General features: G+C 71.2%; 20 protein-coding genes. 11 read left to right on the forward strand and 9 right to left on the reverse strand.

All coding sequences use genetic code 11. From position 1 onward, the window contains the following. The gene (locus P8627_RS14130; RefSeq protein WP_279964858.1) at positions 1–1212 is read right to left on the reverse strand and encodes a bifunctional alpha/beta hydrolase/OsmC family protein; all 1212 of its coding nucleotides are present in this window, start codon (positions 1210–1212) and stop codon (positions 1–3) included. Between the two features lie 236 nt (positions 1213–1448). On the opposite strand from P8627_RS14130, the gene P8627_RS14135 reads away from it, so the two are divergent. Next, complete coding sequence (locus P8627_RS14135) at positions 1449–2114, forward strand: hypothetical protein (RefSeq protein ID WP_279964860.1); 666 nt, start codon at positions 1449–1451, stop codon at positions 2112–2114. Between the two features lie 19 nt (positions 2115–2133). Here the strand turns inward: P8627_RS14135 and gltX are convergent, their stop codons facing one another. Next, a complete protein-coding gene (gene gltX / locus P8627_RS14140) occupies positions 2134–3465 on the reverse strand; it encodes a glutamate--tRNA ligase (protein WP_279964862.1) in 1332 nt (443 codons plus the stop codon). Between the two features lie 129 nt (positions 3466–3594). Here gltX and P8627_RS14145 point away from each other — a divergent pair, with 129 nt between their 5' ends. From P8627_RS14145 to P8627_RS14175, 7 genes are all read left to right on the forward strand, one after another. Then, a complete protein-coding gene (locus P8627_RS14145) occupies positions 3595–4521 on the forward strand; it encodes an MBL fold metallo-hydrolase (protein ID WP_279964864.1) in 927 nt (308 codons plus the stop codon). 167 nt (positions 4522–4688) lie between these two features. Next, complete coding sequence (locus P8627_RS14150) at positions 4689–5078, forward strand: cytidine deaminase (RefSeq protein ID WP_279964865.1); 390 nt, start codon at positions 4689–4691, stop codon at positions 5076–5078. Continuing rightward, positions 5075–6391 (forward strand): thymidine phosphorylase, encoded by a 1317-nt coding sequence (locus P8627_RS14155; protein ID WP_279964867.1) that lies wholly within the window; start codon positions 5075–5077, stop codon positions 6389–6391. The genes P8627_RS14150 and P8627_RS14155 overlap by 4 nt, the downstream gene beginning before the upstream one ends. Continuing rightward, positions 6388–7569, forward strand: a complete 1182-nt coding sequence (locus P8627_RS14160; RefSeq protein WP_279964868.1) for a phosphopentomutase — start codon at positions 6388–6390, stop codon at positions 7567–7569. Before P8627_RS14155 ends, P8627_RS14160 begins: the two co-directional genes overlap by 4 nt. Next, the gene (locus P8627_RS14165; protein WP_279964869.1) at positions 7566–8549 is read left to right on the forward strand and encodes an adenosine deaminase; all 984 of its coding nucleotides are present in this window, start codon (positions 7566–7568) and stop codon (positions 8547–8549) included. The genes P8627_RS14160 and P8627_RS14165 overlap by 4 nt, the downstream gene beginning before the upstream one ends. Further along, complete coding sequence (upp, locus tag P8627_RS14170; RefSeq protein WP_279964870.1) at positions 8537–9166, forward strand: uracil phosphoribosyltransferase; 630 nt, start codon at positions 8537–8539, stop codon at positions 9164–9166. The genes P8627_RS14165 and upp overlap by 13 nt, the downstream gene beginning before the upstream one ends. Before the next feature lie 79 nt (positions 9167–9245). After that, positions 9246–10127, forward strand: coding sequence for a hypothetical protein (locus P8627_RS14175; protein WP_279964871.1), 882 nt, complete (start codon positions 9246–9248; stop codon positions 10125–10127). On the opposite strand, the gene P8627_RS14180 is transcribed toward P8627_RS14175, so the two are convergent. The 7 genes from P8627_RS14180 to P8627_RS14210 form a co-directional block, all read right to left on the reverse strand. Next, complete coding sequence (locus P8627_RS14180) at positions 10124–10489, reverse strand: TfoX/Sxy family protein (RefSeq protein WP_279964873.1); 366 nt, start codon at positions 10487–10489, stop codon at positions 10124–10126. The two genes, P8627_RS14175 and P8627_RS14180, sit on opposite strands and share 4 nt — an antisense overlap. A 402-nt stretch (positions 10490–10891) precedes the next feature. Continuing rightward, positions 10892–11752 carry a metal ABC transporter permease gene (locus P8627_RS14185; protein ID WP_279964875.1) on the reverse strand — a complete coding sequence of 287 codons (861 nt, stop codon included), beginning with the start codon at positions 11750–11752 and terminating at the stop codon, positions 10892–10894. Further along, on the reverse strand, positions 11749–12588 hold the full coding sequence (locus P8627_RS14190) for a metal ABC transporter permease (protein ID WP_279964877.1): 840 nt from the start codon (positions 12586–12588) through the stop codon (positions 11749–11751). The genes P8627_RS14185 and P8627_RS14190 overlap by 4 nt, the downstream gene beginning before the upstream one ends. Before the next feature lie 12 nt (positions 12589–12600). After that, positions 12601–13521, reverse strand: a complete 921-nt coding sequence (locus P8627_RS14195) for a manganese/iron ABC transporter ATP-binding protein (protein ID WP_279964879.1) — start codon at positions 13519–13521, stop codon at positions 12601–12603. Further along, a complete protein-coding gene (locus P8627_RS14200) occupies positions 13518–14399 on the reverse strand; it encodes a metal ABC transporter substrate-binding protein (RefSeq protein ID WP_279964880.1) in 882 nt (293 codons plus the stop codon). The genes P8627_RS14195 and P8627_RS14200 overlap by 4 nt, the downstream gene beginning before the upstream one ends. Before the next feature lie 203 nt (positions 14400–14602). Further along, entirely contained in the window at positions 14603–18334 is a 3732-nt protein-coding gene (locus P8627_RS14205; protein ID WP_279964881.1) for an efflux RND transporter permease subunit, read from the reverse strand. Next, on the reverse strand, positions 18331–19647 hold the full coding sequence (locus P8627_RS14210) for an efflux RND transporter periplasmic adaptor subunit (RefSeq protein ID WP_279964883.1): 1317 nt from the start codon (positions 19645–19647) through the stop codon (positions 18331–18333). The genes P8627_RS14205 and P8627_RS14210 overlap by 4 nt, the downstream gene beginning before the upstream one ends. 228 nt (positions 19648–19875) lie before the next feature. On the opposite strand from P8627_RS14210, the gene P8627_RS14215 reads away from it, so the two are divergent. The 3 genes from P8627_RS14215 (at position 19876) to der (ending at position 23474) form a co-directional block, all read left to right on the forward strand. After that, positions 19876–20547, forward strand: coding sequence for a hypothetical protein (locus P8627_RS14215; RefSeq protein WP_279964884.1), 672 nt, complete (start codon positions 19876–19878; stop codon positions 20545–20547). A gap of 41 nt (positions 20548–20588) precedes the next feature. Then, positions 20589–21908, forward strand: coding sequence for a PQQ-like beta-propeller repeat protein (locus P8627_RS14220; RefSeq protein WP_279964886.1), 1320 nt, complete (start codon positions 20589–20591; stop codon positions 21906–21908). 111 nt (positions 21909–22019) lie between these two features. Then, positions 22020–23474: a ribosome biogenesis GTPase Der gene (der, locus tag P8627_RS14225; RefSeq protein ID WP_279964887.1), complete on the forward strand. Its 1455-nt coding sequence runs from the start codon at positions 22020–22022 to the stop codon at positions 23472–23474. The last annotated feature ends 29 nt before the right edge of the window (positions 23475–23503 follow it).

Here is a 23503-nt window from a genome sequence, read left to right on the forward strand (position 1 = left end):
TCAGACCAGGACGGTCTCGACCCGCGCGCCCGCCTCCAGCGTGCGGTGCACCGGGCATTTGTCGGCGATCTCCAGCAGGCGCGCGCGCTGCGCGTCGTCGAGATCGCCGGTCAGCGCGATGGCGCGGTGGAAGCGGTCGATCCGCTCGGCCCCGCCGGAGGGTGCGTCCTGCGCGTGCATCCGGTCGTGGCTGATATCGACGCTCACATGGTCGAGCGGCCAGCCCTTGCGGCGCGCATACATCCGGATCGTCATCGAGGTGCAGGCGCCGAGTCCCGCGGCCAGAAGCTGGTAGGGCGTCAACCCACGATCGGTGCCGCCATAGGATTTCGGCTCGTCGGCGACGAGATGGTGGCGGGCGCCGGCGAAGACGTCCTGCGCGAAGCCCGCGGCGTCGACTTCGGAGATGCGGGTGACGCCCTCGGGCGCTCCGGGCGGCGGCGCGGGGCGGCGCAGAGGCAGGTAGCGCGCGACCCAGGCCCCGATCACCTCGGCGGCGTATTCGGCATCGGCGGGGCGGGTGACGAGGTGATCGGCATCGTCCAGCGTCACGAAGCTCTTGGGGTGCCTGGCGGCGGTGAAGATGCGGGTGGCGTTGTCGATGCCCACGACCTCGTCGCGGGGCGCGTGCAGGATCAGGAGCGCGGGGGCGAGCGCGGCGATGCGCGCCTCGAGCCCGGCGCCGGCTACGTCCTCGACGAAGCCCTGCCCGATGCGGACGGAATGGCCGCCCAGCCGGACCTCGGCCGCACCTTCGCGCGCGATTTCGTCGAGCTGGCCCGCAAAATTATGGGTGACGTGGCCCGGATCGAAGGGCGCGCCGATGGTCGCGACGGCTTTCACCGACGGGATTTCGCCCGCCGCGCGCAGCACCGCCGCGCCGCCCAGCGAATGCCCGATCAGGAGGCCCGGGGCCATGTCCCGCGCCGCCAGCGCCTCGGCCGCCGCCACGAGGTCGGCGGCGTTGGAGCTGAAGGAGGTGTTCTCGAACTCGCCATCCGAATGGCCGAGGCCCGTGAAGTCGAAGCGCAGCACCGCGATGCCCAGCCCGGCCAGCCGGGCGGCGATGCGGCGGGCGGCGGGGATGTCCTTTCCGCAGGTGAAGCAATGCGCCAGCAGCGCGGTGGCGAGCACCGGACCCTCGGGCAGGTCGAGCCGCGCGGCGAGGTCCGAGCCGTCATGGCCGGGAAAGGTGAAACGTTCGGTGGGCATCGGCGGCTCCTTCAGGCGTGACGCGGAGGATGGGGCGCGGGGCGGGACCGGGCAACCCGCATCACCGCATGGTGAGACGCCGCGAGTAGGGAATCCCTGACTGGTCCGGGCCATCCGCGGCGGGCAGGGTTGCGGGGTCCGCACCGGGGCCGAGGGGGGCAACGGACCCGGGGCGGGCGATCCGGCGGGTCCCTGTGGGTCCGCCCTGTCGTTTCCAGTTTCGTGGGGAGTCTGCCATGCCGATCGAGATCACCGAACGCGCCGTCCGCTGCGGGCCGCACCTGTACCACAGAGGGCTGGCCTATCGCATCCGGCTGGGAAGCTACGGGCTGCGGATGGACCCGGTGGGTCCGCAGGTCTGGCTGGCGCCCGACGGCGCGGTGGGCGCGCGGCAGGTGATCGCGAGCGGGATCGTCGCCCGGAAATACGACCTCGACTGGGACACGATCAGCCATGCCGAGATGGGCGTCTTCGGCGCGCTGGGCGTGCTGACCTGCGGCGGGTCTGGCGTGCGGCCTTTCGATCTGAACGAGGCGCGGCGCGCGCGGCTGAAGCTGTTGCGCCTGACCGTGCCGCAGGACGCCTTCGCGACGCGGCTGGCCGCCCCGGCGGCGGAGGCCCGGGCGCGGACGAGCGCGCCGGAATGCGGGCTGCATGTCGTGACCGAGACCTGGAGCATCGCCGCGGCGGAGCTCGCCGACAGGCTGCCCACGGGGCCGCTCGGGCCGATGGACCTGCATGTCGCGGGAACGGAGCTGGCGCTGCGGGCGGGGCGGGGCGCCGATGCGCCGATCCTGCCGCTCGGGCCCGGCACGACCTTCGCCTACGCGATGACCCGCGTGAAGGCTGCGACCGAGACCGGGCCGCAGGCGCGGCGCGACGGGATGCAGCGCATGGGCTGATCCCGGCCGTCGGGCGCGGTCAGAGGCGCGGGCGGGTCTGCATCAGGGGCATCAGATCGCCCATGTCGGGGCCGGTGTCGCGGCCGGTGACCGCCAGGCGCAGCGGCTTGAACAGCGCCTTGCCCTTGCGGCCGGTCTTGGCCTTCACGGCGCCGGTCCATTCGCCCCAGGTCGCATCCGTGAAGGGCGGATCGGGCAGCAGCGCCAGCGCCTCGCCCACAAATTCGCGATCCTCCTCGGGCAGATCGGGCTGCGCGCCGTCGCGCAGCAGCGCCCACCAGGCGGCGATCTCGGCGCGGGTGTCGATGTTGTCGCGCACCACGTTCCAGAAGCGCTCGGCCAGATCGGCGGGCACGCCGGCCGCGGCCACCTCGTCGCGGACCGCGGCGAGCGGCAGGGTCTGCAGGTGGTGAGCGGTGAGCGGGCGCAGGTCGCGGAGGTCGAACTTGGTCGGCGCGGAGCTGAAATGCGCGAGATCGAAGCTCTCGATCAGCTCCTGCGGGGTCGCGCGCAGCTCAACGGGCTGCGAGGAGCCGATCCGCGCCATCAGGCTCAGCAGCGCCATGGGCTCGATCCCCTGCGCGCGCAAATCGCGCAGGCTGAGCGTGCCGAGCCGCTTCGAGAGCGCCTCGCCCTGCGGGCCGGTCAGCAGCGAGTGATGGGCGAAGGCGGGATGGCCGTGGCCCAGCGCGGCCATGATCTGGATCTGAGTGGCGGTGTTGGTCACATGGTCGGAGCCGCGCACGACATGGGTCACGCCCATCTCGGTGTCGTCCACGACCGAGGCCAGCGTGTAGAGCACCTGCCCGTCGCCCCGGATCAGCACCGGGTCGCTGACGCTGGCCGCGTCGATCGACAGGTCGCCCAAGATCCCGTCGCTCCATTCGATGCGCTCATGGTCGAGCTTGAAGCGCCAATGGCCGCCGCGCTCGGCGCGCAGGCGGTCGCGCTCGGCCTCGGAGAGGTCCAACGCGGCGCGGTCATAGACCGGCGGGCGGCCCATGTTGAGCTGCTTCTTGCGCTTGAGGTCGAGCTCGGTCGGCGTCTCGAACGCCTCGTACAGACGGCCCGCGGCGCGCATGGCATCGGCGGCGGCGGCGTAGCGGTCGAGCCGGGCGGACTGCCGCTCCTCGCGGTCCCAGTCGAGGCCCAGCCATTCGAGATCCTCGCGGATCGCGTCGACATATTCCTCGCGCGAGCGCTCGGGATCGGTGTCGTCGAGGCGCAGGATGAAGGTGCCGCCGGCCTTGCGCGCGATCAGCCAGTTCATCAGCGCCGTCCGCAGGTTGCCCACGTGGATATGGCCGGTGGGCGACGGGGCGAAGCGGGTGACGGTGTCGGTGGACGGCATGGGACGGGCTCCTTTACGCGCAGGGGTGTTGTCACCGGGGCGGGGTGTTGTCCAGCCTCGGACGGATCTCGACGGGGGGGCGGGCCGTCCTAGCTCAAGTGGCATCGTCAACACGGGAGTTCCGACGACATGACCAATATGACCCGCCGCGCCGCGCTGACCGCCGCCGCCGCGATCCCCGCCGCCGCCCTGTTGCCCGCCAGCGCCGCACGCGCCGCCGCGCATGCCGCCACTGGGCCCACCCAACCCAAGGCACGCGGCGCCAAGGTCGGCGATCTGACCGTCACCGCGCTGCTGGCGGGCACCGCCTCGCGCGAGGGCGACCAGCAGGAGACCTTCGGCATGAATGTCGATGCGGAAACTTTCGCCGAGGTGTCGCAGAAGGCCTTCCTGCCCGTCGACAAGTCGCAGTTCTTCTTCACCCCCACGCTGGTGCGCGCGGGCGAGAACGTCATCCTGTTCGACACCGGCCTGAATTCCGCCGGGCTGATGGAGGCGATGTCCGAGGCCGGCGCCACCGCCGATGAGGTGACCCATGTTGTCATCACCCACATGCATGGCGACCATATCGGCGGGCTTCTGACCGACGGCGCGCCCACCTTCGCCAATGCCGAGCACATCACCGGGGAGGCTGAGATGGCGCATTGGTCCGAAGCCGGGGGCGACAGCTTCGAGGCCAACGTGGCCTCGCTGCGCGACCAGTTCACGCTCATCGGCGACGGCGCGGAGCTGGCCCCGGGCATCACCGCGATGGCGATGTTCGGGCATACGCCCGGCATGATGGGCTACATGCTGAACTCGGGCGACGCGTCGCTGCTGATCACGGCGGACATGACGAACCACTATGTTTGGTCGCTGGCCTATCCCGACTGGGAGGTCCGCTTCGACATGGACAAGGCCGCCGCCGCCGAGACCCGCCGCCGCGTGCTGGGGATGCTCGCCGCCGAGCGGATGCCGATGCTGGGCTACCATATGCCGTTCCCGGCCATGGGCTTCGTCGAGGCGCGCGACACCGGCTTTCACTGGACGCCCGAAAGCTACCAGCTGATGCTGTGAGGAACGGGCGAGGGGCCATCCGGTCCCTCGCCTCTCCGCGCAACCGGGCCCCGTCGGCCCACTCGGGAGCCCGAGGGCCGGCGGATGACGGGCGGGCGCCTCCGTCTCCCGCCTTGCGCTTGCCGCCATGCGGGGACTAGCAGGGGGCACCACCCGGAGGCCCGCCCATGACCGACCTGCGCCAAGCCGCCCTCGCCGTGCGCGAGAACGCCCATGCCCCTTATTCCGGCTTCAAGGTCGGCGCGGCCCTGCGGACCGCCTCGGGCGCGGTCTTCGTGGGCTGCAATGTCGAGAACGTCGCCTATCCGGAAGGCACCTGCGCCGAGGCCGGGGCCATCGCGGCGATGGTCGCGGCAGGCGAAACCCGGCTGGCCGAGGTCTATGTGGTCGGAGACGCGCCCGCGCCGGTCTCGCCCTGCGGCGGCTGCCGCCAGAAGTTGGCGGAGTTCGGGACGGGGGATGTCGCCGTCACCATGGCCACGACCGGCGGGGACGAGCGGGTCACCACCATCGCCGAGCTGCTTCCCGGCGCCTTCGACGCGAGCCACCTGCCGTGAGCTTCCCGCGCGACATCCTGGCGGGGCTACGCAAGGGCCTCGCCCCCGCGCCCGACGCGCTGGCGGCCTTCGCGGCGGGGCTGGCCGACGGGTCCATCTCCGACGCCCAGGCCGGGGCCTTCGCGATGGGGATCTGCCATGCGCCGCTCTCACCGGAAGGCCGCGCCGCGCTGACCCGCGCGATGCGCGACGGCGGCGAGGTGCTGCAATGGGACCTGCCGGGCCCGGTGCTCGACAAGCATTCCACCGGTGGGGTGGGCGATTGCGTCTCGCTGATCCTCGCGCCGGCGCTGGCGGCCTGCGGTGCCTTCGTGCCGATGATCTCGGGCCGGGGGCTGGGCCATACCGGCGGGACGCTGGACAAAATGGCCGCGATCCCGGGCCTGCGGATCGAGATGCAGACCGATGAGTTCCAGGACGTGGTCCGCCGCGTCGGCTGCGCCATCGTCGGGGCGACGGGCGACATCGCGCCGGCCGACAGGCGCCTCTACGCGGTGCGCGACGTGACCGGCACGGTCGAGAGCCTCGACCTGATCGTCGCCTCGATCCTGTCGAAGAAGCTGGCCGAGGGTCCCGAGGCGCTGGTGCTCGACGTCAAGACCGGCTCGGGCGCGTTCCTGGCCGATCCCGAGGCGGCGCGGCGGCTGGCCCGGGCGCTGGTCGAGACGGCGCAGGCCAACGGCGTCATGACCTCGGCCATCCTGACCGACATGAGCCAGCCGGCCGCGACCAGCGCAGGCAACGCGCTCGAGGTGATCACGGCGATGGAGGCGCTGACCGAGCCCGAAGGCCGGGCCTCGGCGCGCCTGGTCGCGCTGACCGAGGCACTGGGCGGCGAGGCGCTGGCGCTGGGCGGCATCGCCGAGGACGCGGCCGACGGGGCCGGGCGCGTCCGCGCGGCGCTGCATTCGGGCGCCGCGGTCGAGGTCTTCGGCCGCATGGTCGAAGCGCAAGGCGGACCGAGCGACTTTCCCGAGCGCTGGCGCGACCGCCTGCCGGCCGCGCCCGTCGTGGCCGAGCTGCATGCCGACCGCCCCGGCGTCCTGCGCGCGATCGACGCCCGCGCGCTGGGCGAGATCGTGGTGGATCTGGGCGGCGGGCGGCGGCGCGAGGACGACCGCATCGACCTGGCCGTGGGCCTGAGCCATATCGCGCAACTCGGCGCGGTGGTGACGCAGGGCCAGCCGCTGGCGCGGGTCCATGCCAAGGACAGCGACAGCGCGCAGGCCGCCGCCATCCGCGTGGCCGAGGCGATGGAGATGGCCGAGGGCGCGGTGACGCCCCCGCCCCTGGTGCAGGAGACGATCCGATGAGCCGCGCCTTCCTGGTCGTGCTGGACTCGGTCGGCTGCGGCGGGGCCCCGGATGCGGGCGAATTCGGCGATGCCGGCGCGAACACGCTTGCCCATATCGCACAATTCTGCGCGACAAAGCGGCCTGAAGGCCCGGTTCGTTTACCAAATCTCAATAATCTGGGGCTGGGTGCGGCGATCCGGCTGGCGTCGGACGCGGCGGCGCCGGGGCTGGAGGCGGACCCCGCGGGGCGCTGGGGCGCGGCGACCGAAGTGAGCCGCGGCAAGGACACCCCCTCGGGCCATTGGGAGCTGGCGGGCCTGCCGGTGCCCTGGGACTGGCACTATTTCCCGGAAACCGACCCCTGCTTCTCGCCCGAGCTGGTCGCCAAGGTCTGCGCGGCGGCGGGGACCGAGGGCATCCTCGGCAATCGCCACGCCTCGGGCACGCTCATCATCGAGGAGGAGGCCGAGGCGCATCTGCGGACGGGTTGGCCGATCTGTTACACCTCCGTCGACAGCGTCTTCCAGATCGCCGCGCATGAGGAGGTCTTTGGGCTGCAGCGGCTGCTCGATCTCTGCGCGGACCTGGCGCCGGAGCTGCACGCGATGAAGGTCGGGCGGGTGATCGCGCGGCCCTTCGTGGGGGCCGACGGCACCTGGACGCGGACGGCGAACCGCAAGGATTTCGCCATCGCGCCGCCCGCGCCGACGCTTTGCGACGCGGTGCAGGGCGCGGGCGGGCGCGTGCATGCCATCGGCAAGATCGGCGATATCTTCTCGATGCGGGGCATCGACAGCGCGGTGAAGGGTTCGGACGCGGCGTTGATGGAGCACCTGGCGCAGTCGGTGGCGGAGATGCCCGACGGCTCGCTGACCTTCGCGAATTTCGTCGAGTTCGACTCGAATTTCGGCCATCGCCGCGATCCGGCAGGCTATGCCGGGCATCTGGAATGGTTCGACGCGGCGATCGGCCCGATCCTCGCGGCGCTGCGCCCCGGCGACCTGATGATCCTGACCGCCGATCACGGCAACGACCCGACCTGGCGCGGCAACGACCACACGCGCGAACGGGTGCCGGTGCTCTGTGCCGGAGTCGGGCCGGGCGAGGCGGGGCTGGTCGCCTTCGCCGATGTCGCCGCCTCGATCTGCGCGCATCTGGGCATCGATCCGGTCGGCCCCGGGAGGAGCTTTCTGTGAGGCATCTGCCCAAGCTGGAGCTGCACCTGCATCTGGAGGGCGCCGCGCCGCCGGAGTTCGTCCGCCGGCTTGCGGGCGAGAAGAAGCTGCGCCTCGACGGCGTCTTCGGCGCGTCCGGTGCGTATGATTACAATGACTTCCCGGGCTTCCTTCAAGTCTATGAGCGGGCCACCGCGGTGCTGACGCGGCCCGAGGATTACGCCCGCCTGACGCGCGAGGTGCTGGAGCGGTCGCGCGACGAAGGCGTCATCTATACCGAAGCCTTCCTCAGCCCCGATTTCTGCGGCGGCCGCGACCTCGAGGCGTGGCGGGACTACCTGCACGCGATCCGCGAGGCGGCCGAGACCGTGGACGGGATCGCGATGCGCGGCGTCGTGACCTGCATCCGGCATTTCGGCCCGGACCTCGCGCGCGAGACCGCCCGCTGCGCCGCCGAGACCGCCGGGGCCTTCGTCACCGGCTTCGGCATCGCCGGCAACGAAGCGATCGGCAAGCCGCGCGACTTCGTCTGGGCCTTCGATTGTGCGCGCGAGGCGGGGCTGGGCCTGACGGCCCATGCGGGCGAGTTCGGCGGGCCCGACAGCGTGCGCGACGTGCTGGACGATCTGCGCGTGACCCGGGTCGGGCATGGCGTGCGCGCGATCGAGGACCCCGCGCTGGTCGAGCGGCTGGCCCGCGAGGGCGTGGTGCTGGAGGTCTGCCCCGCCTCGAACGTGGCGCTGGGCGTCTACGCGAAGATCGATGCGCATCCGATTGAAAAGATGCGAGGCCGTGGCGTCGCGGTGACCGTGTCGACCGACGACCCGCCCTTCTTCCACACGACCATGACCGAGGAATACGAGGCGCTGCATCGCGTCTTCGACTGGCAGGGCGAGCATTTCCGCGACATCGCGCGCACCGCCGCCGATGCCGCCTTCTGCGACGCGGAGACCCGCGCCGCGCTCCACAAGCAACTGGACACTGCCTCATGGACCATCTGACCGTCGTCACCCACCCGCTGGTGCAGCACAAGCTAACGCTGATGCGCGAGAAGGATACGCCGACCGCCGTGTTCCGCCAGCTCCTGCGCGAGATCAGCCAGCTTCTGGCCTACGAGGTCACGCGCGAGTTGCCGATGGAGATGAAGCGCATCGAGACGCCGCTGCAGGCGATGGACGCGCCGGTCCTGGCGGGGCGGAAGCTGGCGCTGGTCTCGATCCTGCGGGCGGGGAACGGCCTTCTGGACGGGATCCTCGAACTCGTGCCGTCGGCCCGCGTGGGCTTCGTCGGGCTCTATCGCGACGAGGCGACGCTGCAGCCGGTGCAGTATTACTTCAAGGTGCCCGAGATGCTGGGCGAGCGGCTGGTGATCGCGGTCGACCCGATGCTGGCGACGGGCAACAGCTCGGCGGCGGCGATCGACCTTCTGAAGGAGGCCGGCGCCACGGATATCCGCTTCCTGTGCCTGCTGGCCGCGCCCGAGGGGATCGCGCGGATGAAAGCCGCGCATCCCGACGTGCCGATCGTGACGGCGGCAGTGGACGAGAAGCTCAACGAGAAGGGCTATATCGTGCCGGGGCTGGGCGACGCGGGCGACCGGATGTTCGGCACCAAATAGCGCCCGCGCGCCGGCGCCCCGCGCTTGCCAGCCGCGCGGGCGGCGGGCAGGGTGGGCGCGTTCCTGGGGAGGATCCGCCATGCGTTCGCCGACCACCGCCATCCTGTGTCTCGCCGCGGCGCTGATGCTGACCCCCGTGGCGGCCGTTGCGCAGACGCGCACGTTGCAGAACACGCAGACGCCGGCCGAATTGCCGCCCGCCGATTTCGAGGGCGCGCAATATGTCGACAGCCGGGGCTGCGTCTTCATCCGGGCCGGCCTGGGCGGTCAGGTCCGCTGGGTGCCGCGGGTGAACCGCGATCGCAGCGTCGTCTGCGGCCAGACGCCTTCGATCCGTGCGGCGGGGGCGGCCCCCGTGGCCGCACCGCCGGTCCAGGCCGCCGAGCCCGTGATCCGGCGCGTGCCCGCCCCGGCGCCCGCCCGCGTCGTCGCCGCGCCTGCGCCTGTGCGCGCGGCGCCGCCCGTGCGCGCGCAGGCGGCGGTGCGCCCCGCGGCGCCGCGGCCCGTCCCGCAGCCCGTCATTGCCCCGCCCTCCGGCCGTGCGCTGCCGCCGGGATGCGGCGCCTCGCCTTTGTCGGAGCGCTATCTGCGCGGTGCGCCAGAATGCGCCGCCGCGCTGGCGGCTGCCGGGGGCGCCGGGCCGGTCGTCGTGACCGCGCCCGCGCAGCCTTCGCCGCTCGCACCGCGGATCGTGGCGGTCACGCCGCCCGCGGGGGCGGTGCGCGTCGATCCGGCGACGCCCAGCCCGCGCCGCCGCGTCGGGGGCACGGTTGTGGTGCCTGCGGCGACGACGACCTTCGATACCGGCGCGCCGCCGGCGGGGTATAAGCGGGTGCTGGATGACGGGCGGCTCAATCCCAATCGCGGTCCGCAGACGTTGCAGGGCGACTACCAGACGCAGGCGATCTGGACGAACACGGTGCCGCGGCGGCTCAAGCGCGTGATCTACGTCACGCGCTAGTCGGGCTCCGACCGGCCGGGATCGCGCGGGTCGGGGTCGATCAGGCCGATTTCGTCGAAGAAGCGGTCGATATCGGCACGCGGCGACGGCGTCGCGGCGGCCTTGATGCGGTCGAAGCGCAGACGCAGCGCGGATTTCTCCTCGCCTTTACAATCGTTCCAGGGGCGGCCCTGCAGCGCCATCTCGATCACGTAGTATGCGATGAAATGCGCGCGGTGGCCGTGGGCCAGCAGGCGCGCATAGGCGGCATCGGTGCCGAGCGCGCGCAACGCTTCGGCGCTATGGATGTCGGCGCGGGCGAAGGCCTGCTCCATCGCCGGTCCGAGATTCGGAAGGGCCGAGATCGGCGTGGGTCCCGCCATTCCGTGGGTGGCCTCAGATGGAGGCCCAGTCCGTGAAGCGCACGGGCGTGGAGGGCCGGGGCTTGCGCCCGGCGGGGCTCGCGGGGGCGGCGGGCTTGGTGGGGGTCGGGTGGATCATGACAATCACCTTCGGGTGGGAGGGTGATTGTAGCGTTTCATGAAACGGTGCAGCGGGATGGGCGGGATTGCGGCGGAAATGCGGCCCCGTCCAGGGAGGAGGAAGACGGGGCCGCGCCTTTCACGCGATCTGCGAAACCAGGGAGGAGGAGAGGTCCCGCATCTCGTGACTCCGACATTAAGCTGCGCTGCGGCGTGGTCAATGATGCAGTTGCAGAAATTTCGGCTCCGGGGCCAGAAAGTCATGAAATGTCGCGAAATCGCCCGGGTGGGCAACTTCAGCGATTATCGCGCTGCCCCCGTTTTGGGCGGCCTTTCCATGTTTTCAGCACGCCGGTCGCCGCGCCGCTTCCACCCCAGCGCGAGCAGGAAAAGCCCCGTCAGGACGACCACGATCGAGGCCGCCGGCGCGGTGTCGAGCGCGATCGAGAGGTAGAGCCCGGCGACCGCCGAAAGGCAGGCCACGCCGGTTGAGACGAGGAGCATCGCCCCGAAGCTGCGCGCGAGCAGGAAGCCGATCGCGCCGGGCGTGACCAGCAGCGCAATGACGAGGATGATGCCCACCGCGCCCAGTGCCGCCACGACCGCGGCCGAGATCATTGCGAGCAGGCCGTTCTGCAGCCAGCCCACGCGCAAGCCCGCGGCGCGGGCCTGCGTGGCGTCGAAGGCGTGGAGCAGGAAATCCCGCCAGCGCAGCGCCATGACGGTGGTGATCAGCGCGGCGATGATCCCGGCGGTCCAGAGCTCGGTCCGGTCCACGCCCAGCAGGTTGCCGAAGAGGATGTGGTCGAGATGCACGTCCGATTCGACCCAGGTCACCAGCACCAGCCCCAGCGCGAACATGCCCGCGAAGACCACGCCCATCAGCGTGTCGCGTTTGATCCGCGAGCGGGTGTCGAGCCAGCCGGTCAGCAGGGCCGACCCCATGCCCGCCACGAAGGCCCCGGCGATCAGCGGCAGGCCCACCACATAGGCCACGACCACGCCCGGCAGGACCGCGTGGCTGATGGCGTCGCCGATCAGGCTCCAGCCCTTGAGGACGAGGAAGGCCGAAAGCAGCCCGCAGGGCAGCGCGACCAGCAGCGCGGCCAGCATGGCGTCGCGCAGGAAGGGCAGCTGAAAGGGCAGGAGGATCGTGTCGATCACGCGCGCGTCCTCCGCCGCTGGGCGAGTTGGCCGTGGACGGGCGCGAAGACGAAGGCCGCCGCGAAGGCCAACGTCTGCAGCACCACGATCACGCCGCCCGTGGCGCCGTCGATGAAGTAGCTCAGATAGGCCCCCAGCGCGCAGGACAGCACGCCCACGGCGACCGCGAGCACCAGGAGCGTGCCGAAGCGGTCGGTCAGAAGATAGGCCGTGGCGCCGGGCGTCACGACCATGGCGACCACGAGGAAGGCGCCGACGGTCTGCATCGCCGCCACCGCGCAGGCCGAGAGCAGCGCGAAGAGCACCGCCTTCCAGAAGCGCGGGTTCAGCCCGATGGCGCGGGCATGCGCCTCGTCGAAGAAGACCACCACGAGGTCGCGCCATTTCAGCAGAAGGACGGTCAGCGTCACGACCGAGATCAGCACCACCTGCGCCGTGTCGTAGGGCGTGATTGCCAGAATATTGCCCAGCACGATGGTCTGCAGGTCGACCGAGGCGGGCGAGAGTGACGCCATGAAGAGGCCCAGGCCGAAGAAGCCGGTGAAGATCACCCCGATGATCGTGTCGGTCTTGAGCCCCGAGCGTTCGGTCAGCAGAAGCATCGCCGCCGCCGCGAGCCCGCCCGACAGGAAGGCGCCCAGCGCGAAGGGCAGGCCCAGCATGTAGGCGCCGGCCACGCCTGGCACGACCGAATGGGACAGCGCGTCGCCGATCAGGCTCCAGCCCTTCAGCATCAGATAGGCCGACAGGAAGGCGCAGGTCCCGCCGACCAGCGCCGAGACCCAGATCGCGTTGACCATGTAGCCGTAGGCGAAAGGCTCCAGCAGCGCGCTCATGGCCCGGATGTCTCAGTCATCCTGGTCGCCGTAGATGACGAAGGGCCGCTCGTCATCGGTCAGGACGGTCACGCGGCGCGTGTCCTCGTCCTCGTGCAGCTCCTCGCCGCCGAGATCGTAGCGGCGCAGCACGCCGCCGAAGGCGCGGCGCAGGTTCTCGTGGGTGAAGATCTCGTCGGTGGGCCCATAGGCCAGCACGGTGCCCTTCACGAAGACGGTCCGGTCGCAGAATTGCGGGACGCTGCCGAGATTGTGGGTGGAGACCAGCATCACCCGGCCCTCGTCGCGCATCTCGCCCAGCAGGCGGACGATGGCGTCCTCGGTCTTCACGTCCACGCCGGTGAAGGGCTCGTCGAGCAGGATGACGCGGCCGTCCTGCGCCAGCGCGCGGGCGAGGAAGACGCGCTTCTTCTGGCCGCCGGAAAGCTGACCGATCTGGCGGTCGGCATATTCGGTCATGTCGAGGCGCGCCAGTGCGGCGTCCACGGCGGCGTTGTCCGCGGGGGAGGGGCGGCGCAGGAAGCCCATATGGCCGTAGCGGCCCATCATCACCACGTCGCGCACGAGCACGGGAAAGGACCAGTCGACCTCTTCGGCCTGCGGGACATATGCCACGAGGTTGCGGCGCAGCGCCTCGGCCACGGGCAGGCCCAGCAGGGTGACCGAGCCGGCGCGCGCGGGCAGAAAGCCCATCAACGCCTTGAAAAGCGTGGATTTGCCCGCGCCGTTGACGCCGACGAGACCCGCGATGGTTCCGGTCGGCAGCCGGAAGGTCGCGTCGCGCAGCGCGACCACGCCGCCCGGATAGCTGACGGTCAGCCCCTCGGCGTCGATGCCCGCGCCTTCGGCCTCGGGGGCGATCCCCGCGGGGCCGCCGGGGCGGGCGGTGTCGGGATGGGTCGCATCGGGGCGGCCGGTGTCGAGCGCGATCATTCGCTCAGGCCTTGCAGGATCGTCTCGGAGGTGACGCGCAGCAGGTCGAGATAGGTCGGCACCGGGCCGTCCGCATCCGACAGGCTGTCGACATAGAGCGCGCCGCCATAGCGCGCGCCGGTCTCGCGGGCGACCTGTTGGGCGGGGTCGGCCGAGACGGTCGATTCCGAGAAGACGACCGGGATGTCGTTCTCCCGCACCGCGTCGATCACCGCGCGGACCTGCTGCGGCGTGCCCTGCTGGTCGGCATTGATCGGCCAGAGATAGAGCTCCTTCAGGTCGTAGTCGCGCGCCAGGTAGCTGAACGCGCCTTCCGACGACACCAGCCAGCGCCGGTCCTCGGGCAGGGCGCGGATGGCGTCGCGCAGGGGGGCGATGGTGGCGGTGATCCGGTCCTTGTAGGCGGCGGCATTGGCCGCGTAGGTCGCGGCGTTGTCGGGATCCTGCTCTGACAGCGCCGCGGCGATGTTGTCGACATAGAGGAGCGCCGGTTCCAGACCCATCCAGCCATGCGGGTTCGGCTTGCCGGTATAGGGCCCCTGGCTGATGCCCAGCGGCTCGATGCCGTCGGAGACGACGGCCTGCGGGATCTCGCCCAGGTTGCGGAAGAACTGCTCGAACCAGAGCTCGAGGTTCAGACCGTTCCACAGGATCAGGTCGGCGTCGCGGGCGCGGATGATGTCTTGCGGCGTGGGCTGGTAGCCGTGGATCTCGGCCCCCGGCTTGGTGATCGAGACCACATCGGCCGCGTCGCCCGCGACGTTGCGGGCCATGTCGGCGATGACGGTGAAGGTGGTGGCGACCTTCAGGCGATCCGTCTGCGCGGCGGCGGGCAGGGCGAGAGACAGGGCCAAGGCCAGGGTCGTCAGGAAACGCATCGTGGCTCCGGTATTTCGGTGAAGGTACTAGAATGAGAATTATTCGCAACTGAGGCGAGTTCAAGGGCGGCCGGCAGAGTTCCGGTCCCGGCGCCGGGCGGACCGGGGGTCGCGGGGCGGGGATTCGGGACACCGGCGTGATGGACCCGCGCCCCGGTTGGGGGCGTGGGCAGGGACGCGCTAGGCCGGCCGCTGAGCGCGGATCACTCGGCCGCGCGCAGCGGGGGCTGCGGTCGGCCGCGGTCGGGCGTGTCGGCATCCTCGGGCAGGACGACGGGGCGCGGGGCCTCTTGCGCGGGGACGAGCGCGCCGTCCCCCTCCGCGTCGGCCCAGAGCAGGGTCGGCGCGCGGACGCGGCGGGCCTCGCGGCGCAGCGCCCAGTCCTCGGCGGCCCGGTGGCCGCGGCCGAAGCCCAGGCGACCCAGAAGCCGGCCCAGCCCGCGGGCATAGACGGCGACCCAGACCCGGGCGGCCAGCATCGCCGGCGTGAACAGAAGCGTCAGCACCGTCGCAATGCCCAAGCCCCAGACAACCGCGGTCGCAAGCTGGATCCACCACAAGGCGGTGGGCGAGCCGATCGAATAGCCGCCGCCGATGAAGTTGAGCGACAGGCCGAACATCATCGGTGCGAGGCCTGCCATCGTGGTCAGCGTCGTCAGCAGCACCGGGCGGATCCGGTCCTCGGCGGTGCGGGTGATCGCCTCGATCCGCGGCATGTAGCGGGAGTATTCCTGGTAGGTGTCGATCAACACGATGTTGTTGTTCACCACGATCCCCGCCAGCGCGACGATGCCGGTGCCGGTCATGATGATCGAGAAGGGCTGGCCCATGACCAGCATGCCGATCAGCACGCCCGTGGTGGAGAGGACCACGGCCAGCAGCACCAGCACCGAGTTGTAGATCGAGTTGAACTGCGCCAGCAGGATCACGAACATCAGGCCCAGCGCGCCGATGAAGGCCTGGCCCAGGAAGGCCTGGCTCTCGGCCTGTTCTTCCTGGTCGCCGGTCCATTCCCAGCTCACGGATTCGGGCAGGATGCCGCCCGCTTCCAGCGCCTCGGTCAGGACGCCGATGCGTTCGTTGGCGGTGACCGGGATCGCGGTCAGATCGGAGCCCTCGGCCTCGGCCTCGGGGACCACGGCCTGCGTGACGCCGTCCGCGTCCACCAGCTTGACCATGCCGGGGGCCACGTCGGCCTTGACGTCGAAGAAGCGCGTGCCATCGCTGCGGTCGATCTGCGCGAGCTGCGGGACCGGCTGGCGGGTGATGAAATTCGCCAGCGGCACCAGCCCGTCGGCGGTGCGGACCTTGAGGTTGTCGAGCGTCGACAGGACGCGGTCCTCCTCGGGCAGGCGGACGCGGATCTCGATCTCCTCGTCGGAGGAGGGGACGCGCATCGTGTCGAGCAGGATGCCGCGCGTGACCAGCTGGACCATCGCGCCCACGGTCGCGACATCCGCGCCGAACCGGCCGGCCTTTTCGACGTCGACGTCGATTTCCCAGTCGATGCCGGGCAAGGGCAGCGTGTCCTCGATATCGATGATCGCCGGGGTCGCGGCGAAGAGATCGACCGCCTCGGCCGTCGCGGCCTGGAGTTCCAGCCAGTTCTCGCCGGTCAGGCGCAGGTGGACGGGCTTGCCCTGCGCGGGGCCGCGATCGTTAGCCGAGAGGTCGACCTTGACGCCCGGCAATTCGCGCAGGCGCGCCAGCAGGTCGTCGGCGATGGCGTCGCCGTCGAAGGCCGGATCGACGAAATCGCCGTTCACGGTGAAGCCGAAGATGTCGAACCACGGGGCGCTGACCGTCGGGCGGTCTTCCCAGGGGACCATCTCGATCTGGATCTGGCCGATCGTGTCGGCGGGGCCGCCCGCAGCGCCCGGACCGCCGGAATTCAGCCCGCCATCGCCGGCGAAGGCGAAGGCCGATTCGATGCCGGGCGTGGCGAGAACGATCTCTTCGGCCTCGCGCAGGAGCGCATCCTTCTCGTCGAGCGAGAGATTGCCGCGGGCGCGGACGTAGATATTGGCCTGCTCGAGCTCGCTTTCGACGAAGAACTCGACTCCATTATTGTTGGCGGCGAAGTAGCTGAAGGTTGTGATGACGGCGAAGCCCACCGCGCCCACCGCGACGATCGGGCCGATCGGGTTGCCGACGATCAGGTTCACGAACTGCCCGAAGAGCGACCGGCGATAGCCCGAGCGCACGCGCCGCGCGCGGCGCTCGAACTTGACCGAGCCCAGCGTCGTCGAAAGCGCGGCCGCCGCGACGAGGAACAGGATCGCGCCCGGCAGCGAGCCCAGCAGCCCCGGGGGCGCCTGCGGCAGCAGGAGGGCCGGGTTCAGCGTCTGCAGGATCGCGACGATCATCAGCCAGGCGGAGGCCGCGGCCAGCGCCGCGCGCACGATCCAGGGGAGGCTGGCGCGCAGCGCGTTGGCACCGCGCTCGAACATACGGCTGACGCGGCCCGCGACGCCGCCCAGCACTGGCAGGTAGACCAGCGCCACGATCAGCGAGGCCGAGAGCACGAAAATCAGCGTGACCGGCAGCATCCCCATGAACTCGCCCGGCACGCCCGGCCAGAAGAGCATCGGGAGGAAGGCGCAGAGCGTCGTCGCCGTGGAGGACACGACGGGCCAGAACATGCGCTTGGCCGCTTCCGTATAGGCGTGCATCGGGCCCGCGCCTTCCGAGATGCGCTTGTCGGCGTATTCGACCACAACGATGGCCCCGTCGACGAGCATGCCGACGGCGAGGATCAGGCCGAACATCACGATGTTCGAAATGGTGATCCCCAGCACGGCCATCAGCGCGAAGCTGAGCAGGAAGGAGGTCGGGATCGCGAAGCCCACGAGGAGCGCGGACCGGGTGCCGAGTGCCGCCAGCACGACGATCATCACCAGCGCGATGGCCGTCAGGACAGAGCCTTCGAGCTGGCTGACCATGGAGCGCACGGTGCGCGACTGGTCGAGCGTGATGCGAACCTCGACGGCCTGTCGCAGCTCCTCGGGCCAGGTCGCGGTCTGCGCATCGATCTCGGCGCGCACATCGGCGGCCGTGTCGATGATGTTGAAGCCCTTCCGCTTGACCACCTGCAGCGCGACGGTGGTGTCGCCGTTGTAGCGCGCGGTGCCCTCGCGATCCTCGAAGGTGAGGTTGATCTGCGCCAGGTCGCCCAGCGTGATGACGCGGTCGCCATCGGTCTTCACGGGCAGCTCGTAGACGTCCTGCGTGGTCTCGAAGCTACCGGGGATCTTGACGGGGAAGGCACCCGAGGCGGTCTCGACCGAGCCCGTGGCGACCAGCAGGTTGTTCTGCGTGACCACGTTCACCAACTCGCCCGCGGTGACGTTGTAGGCTTCCAGCGCCAGCGGATCGATCAGCACCTCGACCATCTCGTCGCGGTGCCCGGCGAGCCCGGCCTCGAGAATGGCGGGCATGCCTTCCAGCCGGTCCTGCAAATCACCCGCGAGCCGCAGGAGCGTGCGCTCCGGCGCGTCGCCCGACAGCGAAACGATGAGGATCGGAAACTCGGAGAAGTTGATCTCGTCGATGATGTACTGCTCGGCACCGGCAGGGAAGTCGGCCTCGGCATTGTTCATCTTGTCGCGCACATCGGCGATGGTGGCGGATTTGTCCCAGCCGAACTCGAACTCCAGGAAGATGCCCGCGAAGCCCTCGGAGGCGGTGGCGGTCATTTCCTTGAGGCCGTCGACCTCCTTGAGCTCGGTCTCCATCGGCTTGACCAGCAGCTTCTCGGAATCCGAGGCGCTGATGCCGGGGAAGGGGACCGACACGAAGATGCCGGGGATGTCGATATCGGGCTCGCCCTCCTTGGGGAGCGAGATATAGGCCACCGCGCCTGCCACCACGGAGAGCACGACGAAGGCCAGGACCATCCGCGCGCGGTTGGCGGCCCAGTCTATGATGCCGGTCATTGCGTCACCTCGGGGCTGTCATCGGCGAATGTAACACGAACGGGCACGCCTTCGGTCACGTATTCCTGCCCGACGGTGATCACGTCGACCTGCGGCGGCAGGCCCGAGAGCAGAACGCCGTCCACCGTGTCGCGCACCAGCGTCGCGGGCTGGAAGGCGACGATGCCGTCGGCGACGATCCGCAGGCCCAGCTCGCCCTCGTCGTTGAGGGTCAGCGCGGAGGCGGGAATCAGATGCGCCTCGGTCGCGTCGGTCTCGATCAGGATCTCGGCGGTCTGGCCGTCGCGGATGGTCAGGTCGGCATTCGGCACCGTGACTTCGACGCGGAAGGTCCGGGTCATGTCGTCGGCGGCGCGGCTGAGGAAGGTGACCTCGCCCGTGACCTCGGCGCCCGAGGCCAGCCGCGCGCCGGCGCGGGCGCCGACCTTCACACGGTCGACCTGCGCCTCGGGCAGGAAGCCCACAAGACGCAGCGGGTCCAGTTGCACGACGGTCGCGCAGGGCGATCCAGGCTGGAGCAGGGTGCCCAGTTCGGCCGTGTCGGTCTCTAGCAGGCCGGCGAAGGGCGCCTCGATGCTGAGATTCGCGATCTCGCGCTCGGCGCGCTCGACCTGCGCCTCGGCCGAGCGGATGGCGGCGCGGGCCGACTCGATCCCCGCGCGCACCGATTCAAGCCCGGTTTCGGCGGTTCCGATCCCGGCCTCGGCGGCGCGCAGGATGGCGGCGGCGTTGGCCACGCGGGTTTCGGAGGCGAAGCCGTCCTCGGACAGGCGCGAGGCGGCGTTCTGGTTGATGCGGGCTTCCTCCAGCCGGGCCTCGGCCTCGGCCAGGCGGGCGGCGGCCTCGGGGACGCGCGCCTCGGCTTCGGGCAGGCGCGCCAGGGCCTCGGCCAGCCGCGACTCGGCCTCGGACAGGGCGGCCTGGCGGGTGCCGGGGTCCAACTCGCACAGCATCTGGCCCGCCTCGACGAATGCGCCCTTGCGGATCGGCTCGGAGACGACGGTGCCGGTGGTTTCGGCGGCGACGGTCACCTCGCGCGCGGCCTCGGACTGGCCGCGCACCAGCACCGCGTCGGGAACGTCCCGCGCGGTAGAGCGCAGGGCCACGACGCGGACCGGGGCGCGATCCTCGGCGGCTTCCTCGGTGGCGATGGCGACCGGGATCTCGGGCGCGGTCTCGTCCGCGGGCGCGGCGGTGCCGGGCGCATCACCGGTGGTGCCGCGCGCGAAATCGAGGAGCGCCTCGCGCTGCAGCACGAGGAAGAACAGGGCGATGGCGACGAGCACGGCCGTCACGAGGGGAAGGAGGCGCATGGCGAGCCTTTCGGGCGGATCGAAATTTCTGCCGGTATGGCAGAGTAAACCAATTGGTTCAGTTTTTAGGTCGCGGCTGCCCCCACGACAAGGGGCTCGGCGTCGGATTCAGCGGTCTGCAACATATTTGTGCGTCAGCGCACGGCGGCGGGGCGGGACCATTCCCGCTTGGCCCCCGCGGGTCGCTGCGCTAGGACGGCGGCGCGAGGAAACAGGGGCCGCGCCGTCATGTCCAATCCCGAGAGCTTCATCGACGAGGTCACCGAGGAGGTCCGCCGCGACAGGCTTTACGCGTTGCTGCGCCGCTGGGGCTGGGTGGCGATCCTGGCGGTGATCTTGCTGGTCGGCGGCGCCGCCTGGACGGAATGGCAGCGCAGCCAGTCCGAGGCGCGGGCGCAGGCCTTCGGCGACGCGCTCCTGGCCGCGCTGACCGAGCCGGAGCCCGCCGCGCGGATGGAGGCGCTGGCCGCGATCGCGCCCGCCGACGCGCCGCAACAGGCCGTGCTGACGCTTCTGACCGCCGCGGCCGAGCTGGCCGGGGTCGAGACGCTGGACAGCCCCGAGGCGGCGGCCGCGCGTGCGCGCCTGGTCGCGCTGGCCGAGACGCCCGATCTGGATTCGAGCTACCGCCAACTCGCGCTCATCAAGGCGCTGCTGGCCGGCGGCACGGGCGAGGCCGCGCAGGACGCGATCCTGCTGGAGGAGCTGGCCGCGCCCGGCGCGCCCTACCGCCCCCTGGCGCTGGAGCTGCAGGCGATCGCGGCGCTGGAGGCGGGCGATACGGCCACGGCGATCACGCTTCTGCGCCTTCTGACCGAGGATGCCGAGGCGACGGAACCCTTGCGCCGCCGCGCTCGCCAGTTGATTGTGGCGCTGGGCGCGTCGCCCGAGCCGGCCTGAGACCGGCCGCGCCGCAAAGCCAGGGACGGGGGGCCAGGTTCATGAGATCCATCACGGCGGCAGTGCTGGTCGGGGCCTTCGCTCTGTCGGCCTGCGGCGATCGCGAGGTCATCCTGCCCGGCGAACGCGTCGCGGTGCGCGAGGATCGCGGCATCGGCGTCATCGCCTCCGCCAGCGAGGCCCCTGCGCCCGAGGCGCTGGGCATCGCGCTGCCGGCCCCGCGCCGGCTGGCCGACTGGCCGATGCGCGTGGGCAACGCGGCGAACGACCCCGCCCATGCAACCCTCTCGGCCCAGCCGGTGCTGCAATTCTCCGCAGATATCGGCGCGGGCGACTCGCGGCGCCAGCGCATCACGGCGGATCCGGTCTCGGACGGCGCGCTGATCTACACGCTCGACGCGCAGGCGCGCGTCACGGCCACCAATACCGGCGGCGCGACGGTCTGGTCGCGCAGCCTGGTGCCCGGCTTCGAACGCGCGAGCGACGCGTCGGGCGGCGGGCTCGCGGTGGTGGGTGGCACGCTGTTCGCGGCGACGGGCTTCGGCGAGCTCTACGCGCTCGACCCGGTTTCGGGGGCGGAGCGCTGGTCGCAGCGCCTCGACGCGCCTATCACGACGCCCAAGGCGGCGGGCGGGCTGGTCTATCTGGTCAGCCGCGACAACCGGGCCTGGGCGCTCGACGCCGAAACCGGACGGATCCAGTGGGAGCTGGCCGCCTCGCCCGCGCAATCGGTGATGGCCCGCGCCCCCGCGCCGGCGCTGACCGAGCGGGCGGTGATCTTCCCCTTCGGCTCGGGCGAGCTGCTGGCCGCGCTGCGCCAGTCGGGCCTGCGGGTCTGGGGCGCCTCGGTTTCGGGCGAGCGGGCGGGCGTGGCCTATAACGACGTGGGCGACATCACGGGCGACCCGGTCGTGTCGGATGGCGTGATCTATGCCGGGACGACGGCGGGACGCATGATCGCCGTCACCGCCAGCTCGGGCGAGCGGGTCTGGACCGTGACCGAGGGCGCGGTGAGCCCCGTCGCGGTCAAGGGCGGCTCGGTCTTCGCGGTCTCGGACCGCGCGCAGCTTCTGCGGCTGGACGCGGCGACGGGCGAGGTGCTGTGGCGGCAGGACCTGCCCTTCTATCGCAATTCGCGGCTGCAGCGGCGGCAGGGCGTCTACGCGCATTACGGCCCCGTTCTGGCCGGCGGGCGCCTCTGGGTCGCGTCCTCCGACGGGGCGCTGCGCGGCTTCGATCCGGCGACCGGCGCGCTGGCCGGGCTGGTCGAGATCCCCGGCGGCGCCGCCTCGCGACCGATCGTCTTCGGCGACGCGCTCTTCGTGGTGGGGCGCAACGGGCGGCTGCACGCCTACCGCTGACCCGCCGCGCGGCTGACGGCGCCGGAGGGGCGGGCGGCCCCCGCGATCCGCCCACTGGCCCCGCGACGCGGATTGCGCTAACCCGCGCGCCTGACAGTCAGGACGCACCCCATGTTCACCCTCGCCATCGTCGGACGGCCCAACGTGGGCAAGTCCACTCTCTTCAACCGCCTGGTCGGCAAGCGGCTGGCGCTGGTCGACGACCAGCCCGGCGTGACGCGCGACCTGCGCGAGGGGCAGGCGCGACTGGGAGACCTGAAATTCACCGTCATCGACACCGCCGGGCTGGAGGAGGTCACCGATGACAGCCTGCAGGGCCGCATGCGCCGCCTGACGGAGCGGGCGGTCGCGATGGCGGATGCCGCGCTCTTCGTGATTGACGCGCGGGTGGGCGTGACGCCCGCCGACGAGACCTTCGCCGATATCCTGCGCCGCGGCGGTCGCCCGGTCCTGCTGGCGGCCAACAAGGCCGAGGGGCGGCTGGGCGAGGCCGGCATGTTCGAGGCCTTCTCGCTAGGCCTGGGCGACGTGATCGGCCTGTCGGCCGAGCATGGCGAGGGCATGGCGGATCTCGCCGCCGCGCTGCGCCCGCTGATCGAGCTGAAGGCGGCCGAGCCCTCCGAGGAGGCCGAGGCCGAGGTCGAGATCGACGAGGCGGATCCGGGCGCGGAGGAGGATTGGGCCCCGACCGCCAAACGCCCGCTGAAGATCGCCGTGGTGGGGCGCCCGAATGCCGGGAAATCCACCCTCATCAACAGGATCATCGGCGAGGAGCGCCTGCTGACCGGCCCGGAGGCGGGTATCACCCGCGACTCGATCGCGCTGGGCTTCGACTGGCAGGGCACGCCCACGCGGCTTTTCGACACCGCCGGGATGCGCAAGCGCGCCAAGGTACAGGAGAAGCTGGAGAAGCTGTCGGTCTCGGACGGGCTGCGCGCCGTCAAATTCGCCGAGGTCGTGGTCGTGCTGCTCGATGCCGAGATCCCCTTCGAGAGCCAGGACCTGCGCATCGCCGACCTCGCCTCGCGCGAGGGGCGCGCCGTGGTGGTCGCGGTCAACAAATGGGACCTGGAGGAGCACCGGCAGGAGAAACTGGCCCAACTCAAGGAAGCCTTCGAGCGGCTGCTGCCGCAGCTGCGCGGCGCGCCGCTGGTCACCGTGTCGGCCAAGACTGGGCGCGGGCTCGACCGGCTGCATGACGCGATCCTGCGCGCCCACGAGGTCTGGAACCGCCGAGTGCCGACGGCGGCGCTGAACCGCTGGCTCACCGGGATGCTGGAGCAGCACCCGCCCCCCGCGCCGCAGGGCCGCCGCATCAAGATGCGCTACATGACGCAGGTCAAAACGCGCCCGCCGGGCTTCGTGGTGATGTGCTCGCATCCCGACGCGGTGCCCGATGCCTATACTCGCTATCTGGTCAACGGGCTGCGCGAGGATTTCGACATGCCTGGCACGCCGATCCGGCTGCATCTGCGCGGGCAGGGCGACGCGAACCCTTACAAGGGCCGCAAGCGCCCGCAGGCATCGCGCCTGCGCAAGCATGTCGAGGGGCGCCGCAAGGACTGAACCGGGCGTCCGGCGCGCCACTTCCGGCG

Origin of the sequence: Jannaschia sp. GRR-S6-38 (assembly GCF_029853695.1) — a bacterium.
In the GTDB taxonomy this organism is placed as follows: domain Bacteria; phylum Pseudomonadota; class Alphaproteobacteria; order Rhodobacterales; family Rhodobacteraceae; genus Jannaschia; species Jannaschia ovalis.